The organism is Rhodopirellula baltica SH 1 (assembly GCF_000196115.1).
In the GTDB taxonomy this organism is placed as follows: Bacteria; Planctomycetota; Planctomycetia; order Pirellulales; family Pirellulaceae; genus Rhodopirellula; species Rhodopirellula baltica.
This window is the reverse complement of the sequence record NC_005027.1, coordinates 2,156,445-2,174,229: the sequence shown is the minus strand read 5'-3', so window position 1 is coordinate 2,174,229 and position 17,785 is coordinate 2,156,445. Positions and strand designations below refer to the sequence as shown.

Here is a 17,785-nt window from a genome sequence, read left to right as displayed (position 1 = left end):
TGGGAATCTCGCCGCAATTGTTAGTGAGACCGAAATGTCCGCCATTAAAATCTGTTCATGACCGATCGTTCCCATCCTGCCGCAAACCGCCCGACCGCTGAATCAGCGGAGGAGCACTTTGTGCAACTGGTGACGGAATATCAGCCTCGGATTGGTGCCTACATCCAATCGTTGATGGGGGACGCGAACCGAGCCGCGGACGTGTTGCAGGAAACCAATTTGGTGCTCTGGCGACGCAAAGCGGACTATCAAATCGGCAAGCCGTTTTTGCCTTGGGCGTTCGGAATCGCTCGGTTGCAGGTGCTTTCGAATCTGCGCGACAAACGCCGAGCCCCGTCGCTGCTCGACGCCGACGTTGCGGAATTGGTTTCGACGGAAGTTGAGACGGAGGCGGAACGTTTGCACGAAATCCAGTCCGCTCTTTCGGAATGTTTGAATTCGTTGCCGGAAAAGCGTCGGCAAATGATCCAGGATCGTTACTTCGAATCACAAACCATCGATCAAATCGCCAACGCCATGAGTCAGGGAAGCTCGAACGTCCGCGTGACGTTGATGCGAGTCCGCCGGCAGTTGGCTGAATGCATTGAACGTCGCTTGGCAACCGGAGGTGCCTCTTGAGTTCATCCAAAACCATCGAAGAACTGTTGCTGGCCAGCGAAGAGGGAACACTTGATCCCGCCGATCGTCAGCAGTTGAACGAATTGCTGCGGAGTGACCCTGAGTCGCGGGTTAAGTTCGCTCGTTGGCAGATGATGACAATCGCCTTGCAAGACGCAACACCGGCACCGTCGAAGAATCGAGCTCACGCTAGCGTTGTTCCTGCCGAAACGGATCGAAAGGTTTGGGCTGAGCGACAAATCTATCGATGGGTGATCGCCTCGGCCGCCGCGTTGTTGATTGCGGTCACGTTCCGCTGGGTGCAACTCGAAACACGTCCCTCCGCTCCAGTCGCCGAGACCGCGGTCGCGAGTGTTCGAACGTTGTCGGACGAACCGACATCGTCGGGTGTTGCAGTCGTCACTCAGTTGGTCGATGCCAAAGACGCGGTCATCCGTGACGCGTCCGGATCAACTTCACAATCGCTCAGCGTCAACGCGGCTCTCAACCCAGGCTCGGTTCGTTTGGAATCCGGCTGGGCCCAGATTGAATTTTTGAACGGTGCGACGGTCGTCCTGCACGGACCCGCCGAAATGGAATTGGTCTCGGCCGCCGAAGCGATCATGCATCGCGGACGCATCCGAGCGGAAGTGCCGCCGGCAGCCCGCGGGTTTGTGGTGCGAACGAATGACATGAAGGTGGTCGATCTTGGTACGGAATTCGGCTTGGAAGTTTCCGAAGAAGGTTCCAACGTCCAGGTCTTCGACGGCGAAGTCGAATTGCAGGTCGATGAAGATCAGCCTCAATTGGTCGGCGCTGGAAAGTCGTTGCAACGACGAAGCGGCGTTGGGATCGGATTGATCGATTCGCCCATGACTCCCGAGCGATTTGTCGACGCGGCCGAATTGCAACGTCTCGCCGAAACCCAGGAAAACGAACGTTACCAACAATGGCGGCTGGCAAGCGAAACGCTTCGCAAAGATTCGCGATTGATCGCCTATTTCGCGATGGACTCGCCCTTGAAAGGCCAGCGTTTTTTGACGAACGACACCGTACCACGAAACGCGGATTTGGACGGTGCGATTGTTGGAGCCACCGTGACGAGAGGCCGCTGGGATGCCAAGCCGGCGCTTCAATTCAAACGCCCTGGTGATCGGGTTCGCGTGAACGTTCCCGGTGAATTTGGTTCGCTCACGATGGCGACTTGGGTTCGCATTGACAGTCTGGACCGTTGGTACAACTCGTTGTTTTTGACGGACAGTTATCAGCTCGGCGAGCCTCACTGGCAGATACTCGATACCGGTGAGATTCATTTTTCGGTCCGAGCATCGACCGAGGCCAATGGAGACCAACCCAGTGTTGGTCCACCGCACTACGTTGCTTTGTCGCCATCCTTTTGGAATCCGTCGCTCAGCGGTCAATGGCTGCACTTGGCGGTGGTTTACGACGTTGAGAACGCAACGACCACACATTATTTGAACGGGGATGTCTTGAGTGTGGACCACATCCCTGATCACCAACTCGTTCGAACCACTCGAATTGGAATGGCGTCGATCGGGAATTGGTCCACGCCTTTGGAACCCGACGAACATTTTGCCATTCGAAACCTGAATGGCAGCTTGGACGAGCTGGCAATTTTTGCCGCCGCTCTTTCCCCCACAGAAATCAAGGAAATGGTTGAACATGGAAAACCGTGATTCATGGATGCAAGTTCTCACTGCATCATTTGCTGGACTCCTGTTCGGCGGCGGATTGATTCTGTCGCACGGCGGCGCGAATGTACACGCCGACGAAGCGATTCATGCCGCCGGCGATGCCAATCATTCCGCGGAAGACATCGAGCGTCTGTTCACGCTGAAGGTCATGCCGTTGCTTACTGAAAAGTGCTTGGGATGTCACGGCACTGATGCGGACGACATCAAAGGCGACTATGACGTTCGCACTCGAGATGCGTTGTTGCAGGGTGGTGAATCGGAAGAAGCCGCCATCATTCCTGGCAACGCCGAAGACAGCCCGTTCTTTTGGGCAGTCAACTGGGATGGCTTGGAAATGCCACCCAAAGAAAACGACCGGCTGAACGATAAGCAAATCGAAATTGTTCGCATGTGGATCGACGCGGGGGCTCCATGGCCAAGCGAAGAACGCCAAAAAGAAATTCGCGACGAAGAGTCGATGGTCGCGGAGAACGAAGACGGCGTGCTGATGGCGACCAGTGGCGGTCAAGGCGATGAGTGGACCTATCGTCGTTACAACAAAGACGAAGTGTGGGCGTTTTTGCCTCGCCAAACGGAATTCGAACACGACAGCGTTGATGCATTCGTTGACGCGAAATTGGAAGAGAACGGTTTGGAGCCGGCACCTGAAGCTGATCCCAACACGCTGATTCGTCGTGTTTACTTTGACATGTTGGGTTTGCCGCCGACTCCCACCCAGAAACGAGAGTTCCTGTCGGCTTGGGAAAAGGATTCAGAAGCGGCCTGGAACAACTTGATCGAAGAATTGCTTGCCAGTCCGCACTATGGCGAACGTTGGGGCCAACACTGGTTGGATGTCGTTCGATACGCAGACACGGGCGGCTTTTCAAACGACTACGAACGCTCCAACGCTTGGCGATACCGCGACTATGTCATTCGCAGTTTGAACGAAGACAAACCGTACAACGAATTCATCATTGAACAAATTGCCGGTGATGAGCTGCATGCCGACAAACCGGTCGATGATCCGGATCGCGTTGAGGCTTTGATCGCGACTGGTTTCCTGCGAATGGGACCTTGGGACACCGCCATGGTGCCTCTCGAAGAAGCCCGTCAGATCTTGCGAGACGACATGGTGCACAGCATTGGCCAGTCGTTCCTTTCGATGCCGATGCGATGTTGCAAGTGCCACGATCACAAATTTGATCCTGTGCCGACTCAAGATTACTACCGCATGTACTCCGCCGTATCGACGGCCCAGCCCGTTGAGGCGGAGGCACCTTTCTTGGCCGAAGAGAACTTGGCCGGATTTGAAGAGGGCAAGCAGCAAACGCAAGCGTTGTACGATTACGCGAAAACCCGTGCGGATCGTTTGACTCGCCAGCGTGAAGAGGCCGCTCGCGAGTGGTACGCCGAACATGGCAAAGAGTACAAATCGTTGAACGCTCGCAAGGACGATCCAGACGCGGAGAAGCCACCGCGTGCGGTTGGGCTGAGCGAGATGGAACAAGGACGATTGAAAGTTCGCGAGCAAGACGTTTGGATTTGGAATCGACGTCTGGAACGATATCAGCCGATGGTCCAAACCGTCGTCAACGCGCAAGACACCTGGATGAACGCACGCAAATTGCGTGCACCGGAAAAGATCAAAGAGGATTGGCGGCCAGAGTCGTTTATCTTCAATGGTGGATCGTTGGCCGCACCTGGCGACCCTGTGACACCGGGTGTGCTGAGCGGTTGCAATCTGCCCGTCGAAGGTGCTCCCGACGATGATCCTTACGCTTTACCGGATACGCTTAACGGGCGCCGGTTGGGATTGGCAAAGTGGATTGCCCATCCTGACAACCCAATGAGCACGCGGTCGATCGTCAACCGAATTTGGCAGCATCACTTCGGTCGTGGAATTGTCGCGACGCCAAACAACTTTGGCGTGAAAGGTGCTTCGCCTACTCATCCTGAATTGCTCGATTGGATGGCGGACACGTTCGTGAAGAACGGTTGGTCGATCAAGTCAATGCATCGGCTGATTTTGCAGTCGGATGCATACCGTCGCAGCACCGAACATTCGGCGGCGGACAAAGATCCTGATAACACATGGTTCGCTCGCTACTCGCCACGGCGAATGACCGCCGAGGAAATTCGTGACAGCCTGTTGGCGGTGACTGGTGAGCTGAATCCTGTCGTCGGTGGTTTGCCATCACGACCCGAGATCAACATGGAAGTCGCGTTGGAACCGCGAATGATTCAATTCTCGATCGCGCCCGCATACCAACCATCGCGAACGCCGGAAGAACGAAATCGTCGATCGATCTACTCGTACCGCGTTCGTGGACAAGCGGATCCATTTTTGGAAGTGTTGAACAAACCCAACCCGAATGATTCCGCAGACCTTCGCGACGCTGCCTCGGTTTCGCCGCAAGCGTTCACGTTGCTCAATAGCGATGTGATGACCGACCGTTCGACTGCGATGTCGGTACGTCTGCAACGCGAAGCGGATCAGTTGACCGATCAAATCAATCGGGCTTTTGAGTTGACGCTGGGGCGTTTGCCGACTGATTCGCAGATGCAGCGAATGAAACGCTACATCAAGGACATGACCGAGTATCACTCTGACATCAAACCGAAGCCGCGAACTTATCCCACCGAGATCACGCGCTCTTTGGTGGAAGAGTTCTCAGGGCGTCCGTTTGAGTACACGGAGTGGTTGCCGTCATTCGAGGACTACCAGAGCGATCTGAAGCCTTGGGAAGTCGATGCGAAAACGCGAGCGATCGCGGACATGTGCTTGGTGTTGTTCAACGCGAACGAATTTGTGTTCATTGATTGACCGCTGAAATTCGACTGATCGCTGAAATTCAATCGAGCAAACCCGAGCCCACTCATCGCCGGAGACGGAGTTGAGTGGGCTTTTTCGTTTGGTTTTTGCAACGGATTGTCGGACGTGAATCTCGAAGCGCAATTCCTACGACATTGGCACTAGACGTGCTGGTAATCTGAATTGGCAGCCTGTTGATTGAGTCGTATCCCGAATGACAACAATGAGCCATTCGGCGTTAGCCCCGGTTGGCGTCTGACTAACCACCGCTAATGCGGCACGGCTCATTCATTCAACAGCCCGCTAGACATTCCCAACTGGCACTCATTGATGGATATGCATGGTGATTTCTTCCACTGGATTGGCTGCTGCCGATAGAGCTGAGTGTGCGGTCGCATACGACAGTCGATTGATTGATCGAGATTCGGTCATTGAACTGCAGCGTGGATTTTTCAGCGATCAACCTTCGCTTCCGTCGAAATACTTCTACGACCAGTCTGGTTCGGAACTGTTCGATGAGATCTGTGAGTTGGACGAGTACTACCCGACTCGGACAGAAGCGTCGATCATGCGAGAGTGCGTTGACGACATGGTCGACGCAATTGGTTCGGCAGGTCGATTGATCGAATACGGAAGTGGCAGCAGTCTCAAGACTCGTTTGTTGCTGGAACACATGCATCCCGATGTGACCTACGTTCCGGTGGATATCTCCGGCGATTACTTGGAGCAGGTTGCGGATAATCTGCGACGTGATTTTCCTCAGCGTCGCATCGCACCGATCGCTGCCGATTTCACCCGTCCGTTTCGTTTGCCCAGTTCCGAGGCGGCTAAGTCTCGCGACGTGGTGTACTTCCCCGGATCGACGGTTGGGAATTTCCGACCGGCGTTTGCGGCGACGCTGTTGTCTCAAATGAGAAACCAAGTTGGGACTGGCGGTGGTTTGTTGATCGGGTTCGACCTGCAGAAGGATCCCGCCGTGTTGGAAGCCGCCTACGACGATCGGCGTGGTGTCACGGCGTTGTTCAATTTGAATTTGTTGCGGCATCTGAATCGCGTCGCCGGTGGAAATTTTAATCTGAACGCTTACCGACATGTCGCTCTCTACAACGATCGTGATCATCGGATCGAAATGCACTTGGAAAGCTGTCGTGACCAACAGGTGACTTTGGCCGGACGTTCTCGGACGTTGGCAAAGTCGCAACGCATCTTGACGGAGCTTTCCCACAAATACACTGTCGATGGTTTCACTCAGATGGCCGCCGCGAGCGGTTGGAAACGGGAGCAGATTTGGATGGATTCGAACGAGTACTTCGCCGTGGGAATGTTTCGCTCGTGAGTGACTCGATGCTCGATGCCTACCGCCGAGTGCGTGAACACTCGCGGAAAATCTGTGCCCCGTTGGAAACAGAAGACTACGTCATTCAGTCGATGCCGGATGTCTCGCCGACGCGTTGGCATCTGGCTCACACAACTTGGTTTTTCGAAACGTTTTGCTTGAAGAACCTGCCGGACTATGAACCGGAGCAACCTGCATTCGAGGTGCTGTTCAACTCTTATTACAACTCGGTGGGTGAGCAATTCCCTCGTGATCGACGCGGCTTGCTTTCGCGTCCGACCGTGGCGGAAGTGTGGCGTTATCGCGACCAAGTTGACGAGGCAATGTTTGAATTGCTTGCTCGTTCGGACCGTGATTCGATCGTGACCGATGAGGTGCTTCGAACGGGAATGAACCACGAGCAACAGCACCAGGAATTGATGCTGACGGATTTGTTGCACGTGTTTTCTTGCAATCCATTGCACCCCGTTTACTGCGATGACGCGGTGACGGATTGTGATCCGGTGGAAGAGGTTCGCTGGATCGAGTCTCCGGTTGAGCGTATCGAACCGGTTGGTTTTGATGAGTCGTCGCACGGTCTGTTTTGTTTCGACAATGAACTGCCGCGACATCGGGCGTTGTTGTCGCCTCATGCGATTGCAAATCGGTTGGTCACCAATGGTGAGTACCTTGAGTTCATTGAGGATGGTGGTTACGACGACCCTTCGTACTGGTTGTCCGCGGGATGGGCGACCGTGCAATCGGAAGGTTGGCGAGCACCGATGTACTGGCACCTTGGTGAGGAGGGTTGGCACCAGTTCACCCTCGCGGGATTGAGGCCCGTGGATGAGAAGGCACCCGTTTGCCACGTCAGCTATTTCGAAGCTGACGCGTTCGCACGTTGGTCGGGGTGTCGGTTGCCAACGGAGTTTGAATGGGAGATTGCTGTTCGCGATTCGCGTGAATCGATGATCGATGCGTTTGGAACTCGTTGGCAATGGACCGCATCGGACTACGCGCCGTATCCCAAGTACGCGGCTCCTGAGGGTGCGATCGGCGAATACAACGGGAAATTCATGTGCGGACAAAAGGTGCTTCGCGGGAGTTCCGTTGCAACACCAGAAGGTCACGCACGACTGACCTATCGAAACTTTTTTCCACCCTCCATGCGTTGGCAATTCTGCGGCATTCGCTTGGCCACGGATTTGGAATGATCATGGGGGCAGAGTTGAACATTTGTCCCCAAATGTTTGCGTGGTTGGGTGGATGACTTTTAGCCGCGTGACGCGCACGTGAGAGTAGTCCTGTTCGTAAGACACGACGCTGAAGTCGCTCCCCGGAATTCTCGCTGAACGCTCGACTTCCGACGCTCCCTAACTTCGCACGGGTTGTGCAGTCCTATTTCACCCTGCCTTCGGGCCGGGGAGGGTTACGCGCTGGATCCAATGCTCGGCCCTCCCCTCGCTTCGCTCGACCCTCCCAGGGGGAGGGTGAATTAGTGAAGTAAGTGCCATTCGGCGGGAGCCCCGAGAAGGATAACGGAGAAGAAAGGTCACCCCGGATGGGGCCGTCGTGTAACGTGACTCAAACCTCGCTGACGCGTTTTGAAGTTGCGGTTTTGCATTTGGATTTGTTGGCCGAAGGCCATCGTCATCGTAGCCTGGGGCATCGCCCCAGGGATCGAGAACGAAGGGAAATGAGTTGGCCAACGGCCAACATCAACCCACATGTTTTGAATTGAATTTGGCCGTTGGCCAAAATGGGGCCGTGTTTGTCTGCTCCAGGGGCGATGCCTCTGCCATGTTGAACGAGGCCGTTGGCCATTCGAGGAAAGAACGCAACTTCAAAACTGACGCGTCGGGTTCTGTTTGGTGGAGGTCGACGGCTTGGAAGCCCATCGTACGGGAGGTTGCGGCTAGTTTTTCGGCTTGGTGTTCTTGCGGTCGACCCATTGATGACTCGACGCACGATAGAGACTGTGTTTGCCAAGTTTGGTTGCGATTTGGTCGCTCAACGTGTCGACTTTCGATGATGCGTTCTCTCCGGTTTCTTCACCAAACAAATGGAGTTGCTTGGGAGCGTCGGCGTCGGTCAGACCGCCCAACGAGATGCCGAGCAACCGAACGCTGCGAGGCTCACGCGAGCGCATTTCCAACAACAACTCTTCGGCGACCTGCAGAATTTCGAGGGTGCTGTCGGTCGGGGTGGAAAGTTTGCGAGCGCGGCTGAAGGTTTGAAAATCTTCGCGGCGATATTTGAGTGTGATGGTCGATGCCAAACGGCGGGCACGGCGCAATCGACGTGCGGTTTGTTCGGATAGATAGCTGACGACCGCGTTGAGAGACTCGATATCAGACAGGTCTTCTGCGAATGTGCGTTCGTGCCCGATGCCTTTCGCCAGGTGATCGACCACGACTTGCCGGCGGTCAATGCCGTTGGCGAGGTTCCAAAGGTGTTCTCCCCACCGACCAAGTTGAGACTTCAGTGCGTCCAGGTCTTTGACACGCAGGTCCGCGATCGTGCGGTATCCCAGACGTTGCAACTTGGTTTGTCCGACTTTGCCGACTCCCCACAATCGCGAGACTGGCAACGGATCGAGAAATTCCCGAACTCCATCGGCGGGGACTTCGACGAAGCCATTTGGTTTGCCAATGTCGCTGGCAATCTTGGCAACAAATTTCAGCGGCGCGATTCCGACGCTGGCAGGCAAATCCAGTTCACGCCGGATGGTTTCTCGAATGTTGATGCCGATCTCACGCGGAGAACCGTGAAGCCGGATCGTACCGGAAACATCGAGAAAGGCTTCGTCCAAGGAAAGCGGCTGGACGACGGGAGTGAAGCGATGAAAGATTTCCCGGACTGCTCGGCCAACCGAGGCGTAGTGGTCCAAGCGTCCACGAACGAAATCGGCATGCGGGCAGAGCTTGATCGCGCGACTGCCCGGCATCGCGGAATGGATTCCATACTCGCGAGCTTCGTAGGATGCCGCCGTCACCACGCCGCGTCCTTCGGAGCCGCCGACCACGACCGGACGCCCACGAAGTTCTGGTCGGTCGCGTTGTTCAACGGACGCGTAGAAGGCGTCCATGTCGACGTGCAGGATCATGCCTGTTGGCTGTCGTTGGTGGATTCCGTGTCAACTGATTCGGGAATTCCAAGCGGTCCGGTTTCTTCGATCGCCGCGAGCTGTTCATCTCTCTTGGCGATGTTTCCCGATTGACGCTTGGTCCAAGTCGGCGCCATCTGCCGAGCGACCGTGACGGAGAGCTCCGGTTCGAATGCGTGTTGCTTGAGAATGGTCAGCGAGTCTTGCAGCGGTCGCGAATCTCGTTCAATCCAATGTTGGATGCCGCCGCGTGACAAGAAGAATGGAGATCGATGGTGCCCATGTTCCATGACGGTTGGCAATGCGGGACGCATGATCAGAGACATCGTGAAATTCGCGGGTGCTTCTTCCTGCGAATCATCCGGTTGTTCGTCGCGGTACCAAGTGAAGATGCCCGCGGCGAACAACGGCGAGTCCATGGGCACAGCAAAGTCGACTTCGGTTCCCGCGGTTTCACCCCAGTAACAAGGTTCGCGGAAACCGGTCATGGGCACGACGCAACGATGTGACTTGATCGCGGACTTCCACGGCCACTTTTCGAGGTTTTCGACGCGAGCGTTGGTCAGCGGCCTCCGCTGTGATTCGGGTGTCTTGCCAAAGGGGACCAATCCGAACGCCATTGGAAGGATCTCAATCATCCCGGATCGATTGACCGCAATCGTCGGTGCTGGTTTGCCGGGGAAGACGTCTTCCTCAAATTCCATTTGCCGGGGCGGGGCGGCGTCGAGCGATCGAGCCAGGTGGGCGAGATCCGTTTTGATGTTGAATCGATTGCACATCATTCCCCCCCCCGATACTTTGAAAACACGTACGCGACTGAAACGAAGGTGATCCTTCGCGGCGATCATCGACCCATCGCAGTAGAACGATCGCTCGGGACGTTGTCCATCAGCGTCGCGACCTGGCTGCTAGCGGAGCATTTGGTCTCTTTCGGAAAGGACCGAAATCGCGATCGTTGGCTCGAAATCCCTTATCGAAGGTTGAGTTGAGATTCGCCGACCAATCCGCCTACGGGCTTACGCAGCACGCTTGAACGACCGCGAAGGGTTCACCTATTTTGTGGCGTTTCGAGCGTTCAGTACCGGTTCGATGGTCGTTGTGGGGCATCAACGAGCGAACAGATTCTTCCGTTGAAGGCGGAGATTGGGATCCGATGAGACATCCACGACAGATCGCGTACGAGTGCTGTTGTGCACTCAGCAGTGATGCCCCCTTGGTGGATCGACTTTGGCAGTGCCACCGTGCGTTTCAAAAGCTGCAGCCAGAGAACACGCCCGCGGATTTGTTGCCGGTGGTTCATGGTTACAAGCTTCGATTGGAAAACTACTCGCAGCTCACCGTGATCGAACGCGAAAATTTGGCCCGCGACATTCTGGTGAGGTTCTGGGGCGAGATGTGTGAAGGCCGCCTGTGCAGCTGACTGGGATGGATACCCAGTCGCACCTTCGATTCTCGAGAGCATCCAATTCGTGACGCGTCAAAGAAGCGGCTCTGCCGAGGACGCACGTCGCGTCTGGCGAACCGCAGAATCCATCGTCGATGCACGACAAAAAAACGACGCGGCAGGAGCCGACAAGAGGCAATTTTGCCTGTCGTTCACGTGCATCACGGAGGGTGGCTGAGGGGACTCGAACCCCCGACCTTCGGAATCACAATTGGGTTAATTGAGGCTTTCAGTTGCGATGAAAAACCCCGTTTTCGTTGGTTTCCAGTAGAACTGAAATTCTCAGGTTTGTCGACCTTCTCCCCGTTAAGCGCAGACGGGGGTTTTTGTGTATTTCTAGTGATCGCGTTTTCGGTGGATTCTCGCCATCGCTCGCTTCTCTTGTTTCTGACTTTTGATTCGATAGCGTGACCCGTATCGGATTGGACATCGACTAGTCCACCGATGGCCAACAACGGAACGCGAACGCGAACGAAAGAGAGCAATGGTGACGACACAAGCAACTAAGACCGACGATCCGCTGACGCTAATGACCGAGGACGTAGTGGGCATGGCGAAGGCTGCGAAGCTTTTCCCCGGCGGAGTGAGTGTGGCAAGCATTTATCGCTGGGCTGACCGTGGCGTGAAAGGCGTGAAGCTGGAAACGATCCGCTACGGCAGCAAGCGGCAAACGTCCGTTCAAGCGGTGCATCGGTTCTTGAAGCGGACTCAGTGAGATGGCTATCACAGTAGCGGTGATCTACTGCCGTGTCAGCACCATGAAGCAGGCGGAGTCAGGCGGAAGTTTGGCGTACCAACTGGAGGACTGCTTGGCCTACTGTCGGGAACGTGGGCTAGATGTCGTAGCTGCGTTCCATGACATCGGCTCAGGCGATGCTCGCAAGCCGAGCAAGCTGCCTGGGGGAAACAATGAAGTCAGGATGGCAAACAAGCGAGGTGCCTTGCCGATGACAGGCTGCGACTGGCGTGGAAAGATGGCTACCAGCCAAGCAGATAATCCCAGATCATCCATTTCACAGCCGTTAAGCCAGTATACGACAGAAGAATAAAACCAAGCACATAGACCACGGCACAAGCTATCTTCCATTTTGGGCGAAGTGTTTCCGCGTCGTATTCAATCTCTACAAAAGCATCAGGGATATTCGGTTCGCGAACGCCATTCGGATCTCCAGGGCCAAACGTTTCGATATAAGTAAGTGCGTAGTCCTTTTCGAATCGCCGGGCTTTTGCAAAGATGTCCTGTCCCCGCTCATCTTCGTTGGCATATCCGTGGGGTGGATGAATTTCTCCCAGTTGCCTTTGGTTCCAATGCCCCAACGAAGTAGCAGAGCCGCCGGTCTTTCGGGTGAATTCTTCAAAATCCCCGTATAGCTTAATGAATGGTGGGCAGCAGAATGAAAAGATAAGGTTGCCAGCGGAGAACGCTAAAGAGGCAAAAAACAAACAAATCCAGCTGAATGGGAGATCGATATTTAGTGTGACCCACCTTCCATTCATCGGAAGTTCGATTTCTGGAGGCAACGAGGAAGTGAAACGAGCAGCAGCTGGAATAGCAGCCAGCCAGATCGCCGACCATCGCGAGGCTTTGCTCATCCCGATTCGCCGTAGGTCGGTCCATTGAACATCCGTAATCCATTGATAGAGACTGCGGAAAAATGGCTTCCAGTTCTGGGCAATTTTCACTTAATCTACTCCCTTGGGATGCAATCGACCGAGCCAGAATCTTCGATGAAGTCCTTGGAAGCGTCAATCTCCCAGTTGAAGTCCTTGGGAGTGGTCAGAAAGCCGCTGTCCGTTGTGGCAATGGTGCAAGGCGTTGCGGGAAAGAACACCCACGCCCGACCGTCAAATGTGGCTCCCGTTGTCCACCGACGGTCAGGATTTCAACAGGCTAGTCAGCCGACCAAGTGAGACGACAAGCGGGAAACCACGGTCTGATTGCGATCGACGCCGATGCAATCCCATGTCCAAACCCCATCGTCCTCACGAATGACACCGACCGTCTCAAGCAAGTCGAGGTCGTCGCAAGTGGTGCCCATGCCAACGGGCGTCCCAATGTACTCGCCGACGCAAGAGGCAAGATCGGCAGCGGAGTAACCGCGACGAGATGACTCGATCATGCCAGCGGTAGTCAGAATCCGCTTTAGGGCGGCGTGCTCGCGATCAACACGAGTAGTGAAGGAAGACGAAACCAGCGTAAGCAAACGACTGAACATATTGGGACTCGCAACGGTAAGAAGGTGAACTTCGATAGTGAAAACGGTTCCCGGTACGACCAGCCGGTTGCGACGGCTATGTGTCGGTCGTGCGATAAACATGGCAAAAACGGAAAGACCCGTCAAGCGGATGTTGCAAAAGGTATGGTAATTCTCGGGAAGTCACGCGTCCTATGGTCGGCGGGTTAAACCTGCTTTGCGAGTGATTATCACCGCTGGCTATCTGATCGCCAAGTCGCGACACTGGCTCCAGTGTCTCGCATAAAATGCTGTGCGAGCGGATTTACCTAGCCACACTTGATCTGACGATGGCGAGCTGAAGCGACCGCCGCGAGCGAGCCATAGCAGAAGCACTGGAGCGAGCATGCCTGAAGTGAAAGTTTCCGATACCAACAGAATTCGCCTCGATTGCCGACGCTGCCCCCATCAAATTCATATACCCATTGCCGACTTGAATCGGCTCGAATCTGCGAACCTTGTCTGCGATAGCTGCGGAAAATTGCTGGCTACCAAAGCGGAACACGAGAAGTTGAAGCAGTTCGCCCATTTGCTTGCTAATTTGCGATTCAACGAACCAAGCTCACTTTCGATTTTCCTGGAATAAAGTTTCCCCGAACAACCAACGTCGAACCAAGAGATTGAATCGGGCACCGCATCGCCATAACCTACGAATGCGGCGGGGGACATGACCCGACGCGGAAACGGGGGCCTCCGCCAGCTCAAGTCAGCCTGGCGGAGGCTTTTTTCTTACCGAATCAGAAGCCTTGCTATCGCTCGCTCGGCAGATAAAGGACTTCGTGCTCACCGTTCGCCGACTGCCAAATTTCAATCTCCTGAAGCGGAAAGTTTGTTTGCCTGTAGTCCTGCGTAATGAACGCCTCACTTTCGTGGTCTGCTCTTGCGGTGAGGCGGGCTGATCGATCCTCGAAGACTTCGAGTTTCCAGCTAACCACATACTGAAGCCGTTCGTCTTCTTCGACGGCCTTCTGAAATTTCTTGGACTTCATCCAAGCGATGATGTCAGTGATTAGCCAGTTGGCTTCTCCTGCGTCAATTACGTGGCGAATGCCTTTCGTATAGAGAACCTTTTTGTTCAAGGGACTTTGGTAAAAGACCGGTTCGCCGCTGAAATCCACTAGGTCCTTCTGCTGTAGAGTCGTCATCGTTTGTCACCTTCTTTGCTTTCGAGAAATGCTTTTGGGATCGCTCCCCAATAAACAAGGCGTCCTTTTATTCATCTTAGGGCGATCGATTCGGGTTTTTCAGCTGCGAAAGTTAGTATTGTTTTACGGTGCAAGAAGATACGGTTCACCAGTCGTGCCGAAGCCGCCCAGTGGATCAGGGAGCACCAGGCCAACCGCCGCAATGTGAGTCCGCAAGAGGCGAAAATCCTGCGAGGGCGGGAGTACAACGCTGCGAAGAAATCGGAGAAGGAGCGTGCTTCCAGTGGCGGGAAAGCGAAGGCGAAAACTGGTGAGAGGCCAACCGTTTCTGCTAAGGGACAAAATGTCCCAAAGCAGGAAACAGGCCAGCGGGTGTCCGCTGAACTCGCAGAAAAGCACGGCGTCGGAGAGAAGACGATTCGTCGTGACGCAGTTCGCGCGGAGCTTCACGACGCAGTCCAGGAGGCTGATCCCAAGGCGGCAGAAAAGATCGCCAGCATGCCTGACAAGGATGTTGCTGAGGCAATGAAGCCCTTCAGGAAATGCAGCTACGCGATCACGTTCGACGTTTTGCCGGCTTCATCGAAAAGTCGCACGGTGATGCGATCCCGCCCAGTCCAGGCTCCGCTACCGGGATTTTCATCGCTGCGGAACCGGCATTATTCGTATCTGGTAGACTCGATCGCAGGCGTTGGGCAGCGGGTCCAGTGCAATCGTAATGACCAACCGCATTCTTCCAAGTGTGGCGACAAAGTTCAGCGCAAGATCTTCCGCCAGCTAGTGGCTCAGCTCGACCAGTTCCGCTGAGTTTTCTAGCGCCTGACCGTAGGATAGATCGCAATTCGTTGTCTAGCTCAGGGGCGCGTGACCTCATGTATGAAAGTCGAAACGTCGATCGGGGCGTTCAAACCCGCACATTGGATTCGTGGAAGGATTTCTACGCGTTGATCGCAGACGATCTATCGAACAAGCCCGCATACATCTTCCGTGGTCAAGCGGATGCCGATTGGCTCGTGGATTCCAGTCTCGATCGCCTAGAAAAGCGATTTCCAACAAAACCCAACCGGTACGGAAGCATTCCACAAAGTTTCAACTGCCCGCCTGTGTCGCGAGAAAGACACCTCACGGCATTCAGACAAGCAATTCGCGGACGTAGAGGATCTAATCCACCACAACTCGATGACGACGAATCCTGGGCTTTGGCACAACATCACGGCTTGGCTACGCCAATGCTCGATTGGACACTCCTGCCGTTCGCCGCGTTATTCTTCGCATTCGAGGATGAATTGGTACTTGATGCCGGAGGTAAGATGTCGCCACCCGATAACAGAGCTGTATTTGCGCTTTCAACAAGCGTGATCGGCGAACACTCGACCGAGTCTGACCCTTCACCACGACTTTTTTCACCAACTACCGAGACCAGTAGCCGGCTTGTCGCTCAGTCGGGCTTATTCCTCAAAATGCCGAAACAAACCGACCTTGAAGGCTACGTCCAGAAGCATTTTTCGAACGAATCGTCGCAAACAAATCTCCATGCACGCGCCGTTCTGATCAAGATGGTCATAAAGAACGATGATCGAAGTGGCTGCCTTCAGATGCTCAATAAAATGAATATCAACCGAATGACTCTATTTCCTGATTTGGATGGCGCATCCCGGTATATCAACGCGCTATGGGAAATCGATTTCGATACTTCGCTCGGATACATTGGCGACGAGAGCCCGTAGAGCCAAGACAGACGAAGAGATCAAGAAGTGCGAGCGAGAAGCATTGATGCGGATCGGGCGTCGGCTGAACGCTGAGAAAAAGCCGAAAGGCGAGCACTTAAAAGCTGGTAAACGCAATAAACCTCAAGCTGAGGTTTATTCAGAGCCAGCTGCATCTCGCATCGCGAAGGAGGAAGGTGTTGGCCGCGCAACGGTCGAGCGCGCCGGAGCCCGTATGGAGATCCACGACGCCGTGGAGAAGGTTGCTCCAGATTCGAAACCGCGAGCGAGCGAACGAAGCTACAATCACATTCACAGCGACGCTTCCGTCAACAACTCCGCCTTGGCTGCTCTCGAATACTATGCAAACCACACGCTACTTGCTGCTTGGGCAACTGCTTGCCCTCGCGCCGCTACTGCTTTCAGGTTGTTCTGAGGCAAGCGAGGAGGAGTTGAGGATACGCCAACAGTTCCCCTCGATCCCGTCCGATATGCCAGTTGAAAATCTTGGTGAGATTGAATTCGTTTCCGGGTCGCCAAGGGTTATTGAACTCAAGGACGGGCAGTCCTTATCAATCACGGCTACTGCGAAACTAGACGATACTATTCAGGTGTCGATTGAGTACGAGTCCACAAAGCAGTCGGTTACCAGACTCGTGACTGAATCCTATTCCGAACAATCGAAATTTCTACTGAAGCCAGGGATGCGTTGCGCCCCAAAGCTGGGTGATGATCTGGCAATCGTGTTCAAGCCACGTGTCATCGACTCCGATGCCGACGCTCAACCTTAAACGAATGGTCAATTCAACAGAGATTTGACTTCGCGATCTCAACGTGAGGCTTTTCAAAAACACCGTGTTTTGCGGGCTAGATTTAATAGCCTCAACTTGAGGCTTTTCAAAATCCCCGAAAATGATCGCCAGCGAATGGCAAAAAAGTAGGCCATTTACCTTGTCACGTTTTTGTTGTCTGCCAATACTCAAGGTGTCGCACAAGATATTCGCGACCAAAGATGCCACCAAGACGATGGCCAACAGAAAAAAGACACAGCTCTGAGGGCGTTTGTTTTAGAACGCCAATGCCCCCAGAGCTGCTTCCCGTACAATCATCATAGACCTCAGCAGTTGGCGGTCAAGGTTCGCACGGGATTGGCAAACATTACCCGGTGGCTTGGGTACTTGGCCTTCAAGTGCTCTCGGTAGAGGGCGGTTACGTGGCTGACCAGGACGGGCGCGTTCTCTTGCTGCTCCTGGATCAGTCCCGCTTCTGAGTCCCCGAGCATGGCTTGGATTTGGGGCTCGATGTCGCTCACCGAAAAGTCTTCGGGCATCTTCAAACCACCGGATTGATACTTGGCCAGAAGCACGGCATATCGAGCGAGCGATTCAGGGCTGTCGTGAGGCCCGAGATAGTACGTTCGGCTGTTGAACGTGACGATTGATTGCCCACTAACGTGGAATCGTCGTGCGGGCATCTTGGACTTAGGGCGTGCCATGTGTGAGAACTCCCGGTTGGGAGACCTTAACCGAACCCCGAACGAGGGGGTTTTTAGTTATGGTCTCGAATTCAAACGGGGCCGCACACCATCGTGGTGGTAACGCGAGGAGCGTTTCGACCTGCTATTTACGACAAAAATCAAAGGGTGGCTGAGGGGACTCGAACCCCCGACCTTCGGAATCACAATCCGACGTTCTAACCAACTGAACTACAACCACCGTGAGCGAGCGAC

General features: G+C 54.5%; 16 protein-coding genes and 1 tRNA gene. 10 read left to right on the top strand and 7 right to left on the bottom strand.

Going from position 1 to position 17,785, the window contains the following annotated elements; all coding sequences use genetic code 11:
* The first annotated feature begins 57 nt into the window (after positions 1–57).
* The 5 genes from RB_RS08345 to egtB all read left to right on the top strand — a co-directional run bounded on the left by RB_RS08345 (position 58) and on the right by egtB (position 7,635).
* Positions 58–618 (top strand): sigma-70 family RNA polymerase sigma factor, encoded by a 561-nt coding sequence (locus RB_RS08345; protein WP_007331069.1) that lies wholly within the window; start codon positions 58–60, stop codon positions 616–618.
* Positions 615–2,294, top strand: coding sequence for a LamG-like jellyroll fold domain-containing protein (locus RB_RS08340; RefSeq protein ID WP_011119792.1), 1,680 nt, complete (start codon positions 615–617; stop codon positions 2,292–2,294). Before RB_RS08345 ends, RB_RS08340 begins: the two co-directional genes overlap by 4 nt.
* Before the next feature lie 7 nt (positions 2,295–2,301).
* Positions 2,302–5,118 (top strand): PSD1 and planctomycete cytochrome C domain-containing protein, encoded by a 2,817-nt coding sequence (locus RB_RS08335; RefSeq protein WP_231846328.1) that lies wholly within the window; start codon positions 2,302–2,304, stop codon positions 5,116–5,118.
* 328 nt (positions 5,119–5,446) lie between these two features.
* Entirely contained in the window at positions 5,447–6,442 is a 996-nt protein-coding gene (gene egtD, locus RB_RS08325; RefSeq protein ID WP_011119789.1) for an L-histidine N(alpha)-methyltransferase, read from the top strand.
* Complete coding sequence (egtB, locus tag RB_RS08320; protein WP_164921716.1) at positions 6,439–7,635, top strand: ergothioneine biosynthesis protein EgtB; 1,197 nt, start codon at positions 6,439–6,441, stop codon at positions 7,633–7,635. The genes egtD and egtB overlap by 4 nt, the downstream gene beginning before the upstream one ends.
* A gap of 701 nt (positions 7,636–8,336) precedes the next feature.
* On the opposite strand, the gene dinB is transcribed toward egtB, so the two are convergent.
* Both dinB and RB_RS08310 read right to left on the bottom strand, forming a co-directional pair.
* Positions 8,337–9,527, bottom strand: a complete 1,191-nt coding sequence (dinB, locus tag RB_RS08315; RefSeq protein ID WP_011119785.1) for a DNA polymerase IV — start codon at positions 9,525–9,527, stop codon at positions 8,337–8,339.
* Entirely contained in the window at positions 9,524–10,306 is a 783-nt protein-coding gene (locus tag RB_RS08310) for an SOS response-associated peptidase (RefSeq protein ID WP_165447231.1), read from the bottom strand. Before RB_RS08310 ends, dinB begins: the two co-directional genes overlap by 4 nt.
* 374 nt (positions 10,307–10,680) lie before the next feature.
* Here RB_RS08310 and RB_RS08305 point away from each other — a divergent pair, with 374 nt between their 5' ends.
* From RB_RS08305 to RB_RS28530, 3 genes are all read left to right on the top strand, one after another.
* Positions 10,681–10,947 (top strand): hypothetical protein, encoded by a 267-nt coding sequence (locus RB_RS08305; RefSeq protein WP_231846327.1) that lies wholly within the window; start codon positions 10,681–10,683, stop codon positions 10,945–10,947.
* 508 nt (positions 10,948–11,455) lie between these two features.
* Complete coding sequence (locus RB_RS08295; protein WP_011119778.1) at positions 11,456–11,686, top strand: DUF1580 domain-containing protein; 231 nt, start codon at positions 11,456–11,458, stop codon at positions 11,684–11,686.
* 1 nt (position 11,687) lies between these two features.
* On the top strand, positions 11,688–12,020 hold the full coding sequence (locus RB_RS28530; RefSeq protein WP_011119777.1) for a recombinase family protein: 333 nt from the start codon (positions 11,688–11,690) through the stop codon (positions 12,018–12,020).
* On the opposite strand, the gene RB_RS08285 is transcribed toward RB_RS28530, so the two are convergent.
* From RB_RS08285 to RB_RS08275, 3 genes are all read right to left on the bottom strand, one after another.
* Entirely contained in the window at positions 11,950–12,654 is a 705-nt protein-coding gene (locus tag RB_RS08285; RefSeq protein WP_011119776.1) for a hypothetical protein, read from the bottom strand. The genes RB_RS28530 and RB_RS08285 overlap by 71 nt on opposite strands.
* Positions 12,655–12,866: 212 nt before the next feature.
* Positions 12,867–13,289 (bottom strand): hypothetical protein, encoded by a 423-nt coding sequence (locus RB_RS28050; RefSeq protein ID WP_231846326.1) that lies wholly within the window; start codon positions 13,287–13,289, stop codon positions 12,867–12,869.
* Positions 13,290–13,954: 665 nt separating this feature from the next.
* Positions 13,955–14,350 (bottom strand): DUF6876 family protein, encoded by a 396-nt coding sequence (locus RB_RS08275; protein ID WP_011119771.1) that lies wholly within the window; start codon positions 14,348–14,350, stop codon positions 13,955–13,957.
* An 872-nt stretch (positions 14,351–15,222) separates the two neighbouring features.
* Between RB_RS08275 and RB_RS08270 the strand changes: the two genes are divergently transcribed.
* Both RB_RS08270 and RB_RS08265 read left to right on the top strand, forming a co-directional pair.
* Positions 15,223–16,077 carry an FRG domain-containing protein gene (locus tag RB_RS08270; protein WP_164921712.1) on the top strand — a complete coding sequence of 285 codons (855 nt, stop codon included), beginning with the start codon at positions 15,223–15,225 and terminating at the stop codon, positions 16,075–16,077.
* Positions 16,078–16,418: 341 nt separating this feature from the next.
* A complete protein-coding gene (locus tag RB_RS08265; protein WP_164921711.1) occupies positions 16,419–16,847 on the top strand; it encodes a hypothetical protein in 429 nt (142 codons plus the stop codon).
* A gap of 326 nt (positions 16,848–17,173) precedes the next feature.
* Here RB_RS08265 and RB_RS08260 read toward each other — a convergent pair whose 3' ends face one another.
* Together RB_RS08260 and RB_RS08255 are read right to left on the bottom strand one after the other, a co-directional pair.
* Positions 17,174–17,551 carry a hypothetical protein gene (locus RB_RS08260; RefSeq protein WP_011119764.1) on the bottom strand — a complete coding sequence of 126 codons (378 nt, stop codon included), beginning with the start codon at positions 17,549–17,551 and terminating at the stop codon, positions 17,174–17,176.
* Between the two features lie 146 nt (positions 17,552–17,697).
* Positions 17,698–17,771 (bottom strand) — tRNA-His (locus RB_RS08255).
* Positions 17,772–17,785: the final 14 nt, after the last annotated feature.

Coding starts and splice junctions, on each gene's coding strand:
- RB_RS08345 (WP_007331069.1), top strand. CDS start 58: ATGACCGATCGTTCCCATCCTGCCGCAAACCGCCCGACCGCTGAATCA.
- RB_RS08335 (WP_231846328.1), top strand. CDS start 2,302: ATGCAAGTTCTCACTGCATCATTTGCTGGACTCCTGTTCGGCGGCGGA.
- egtD (WP_011119789.1), top strand. CDS start 5,447: ATGGTGATTTCTTCCACTGGATTGGCTGCTGCCGATAGAGCTGAGTGT.
- dinB (WP_011119785.1), bottom strand. CDS start 9,527: ATGATCCTGCACGTCGACATGGACGCCTTCTACGCGTCCGTTGAACAA.
- RB_RS08310 (WP_165447231.1), bottom strand. CDS start 10,306: ATGTGCAATCGATTCAACATCAAAACGGATCTCGCCCACCTGGCTCGA.
- RB_RS08305 (WP_231846327.1), top strand. CDS start 10,681: ATGAGACATCCACGACAGATCGCGTACGAGTGCTGTTGTGCACTCAGC.
- RB_RS08295 (WP_011119778.1), top strand. CDS start 11,456: ATGGTGACGACACAAGCAACTAAGACCGACGATCCGCTGACGCTAATG.
- RB_RS28530 (WP_011119777.1), top strand. CDS start 11,688: ATGGCTATCACAGTAGCGGTGATCTACTGCCGTGTCAGCACCATGAAG.
- RB_RS28050 (WP_231846326.1), bottom strand. CDS start 13,289: ATGTTTATCGCACGACCGACACATAGCCGTCGCAACCGGCTGGTCGTA.
- RB_RS08275 (WP_011119771.1), bottom strand. CDS start 14,350: ATGACGACTCTACAGCAGAAGGACCTAGTGGATTTCAGCGGCGAACCG.
- RB_RS08270 (WP_164921712.1), top strand. CDS start 15,223: ATGTATGAAAGTCGAAACGTCGATCGGGGCGTTCAAACCCGCACATTG.
- RB_RS08265 (WP_164921711.1), top strand. CDS start 16,419: ATGCAAACCACACGCTACTTGCTGCTTGGGCAACTGCTTGCCCTCGCG.
- RB_RS08260 (WP_011119764.1), bottom strand. CDS start 17,551: ATGGCACGCCCTAAGTCCAAGATGCCCGCACGACGATTCCACGTTAGT.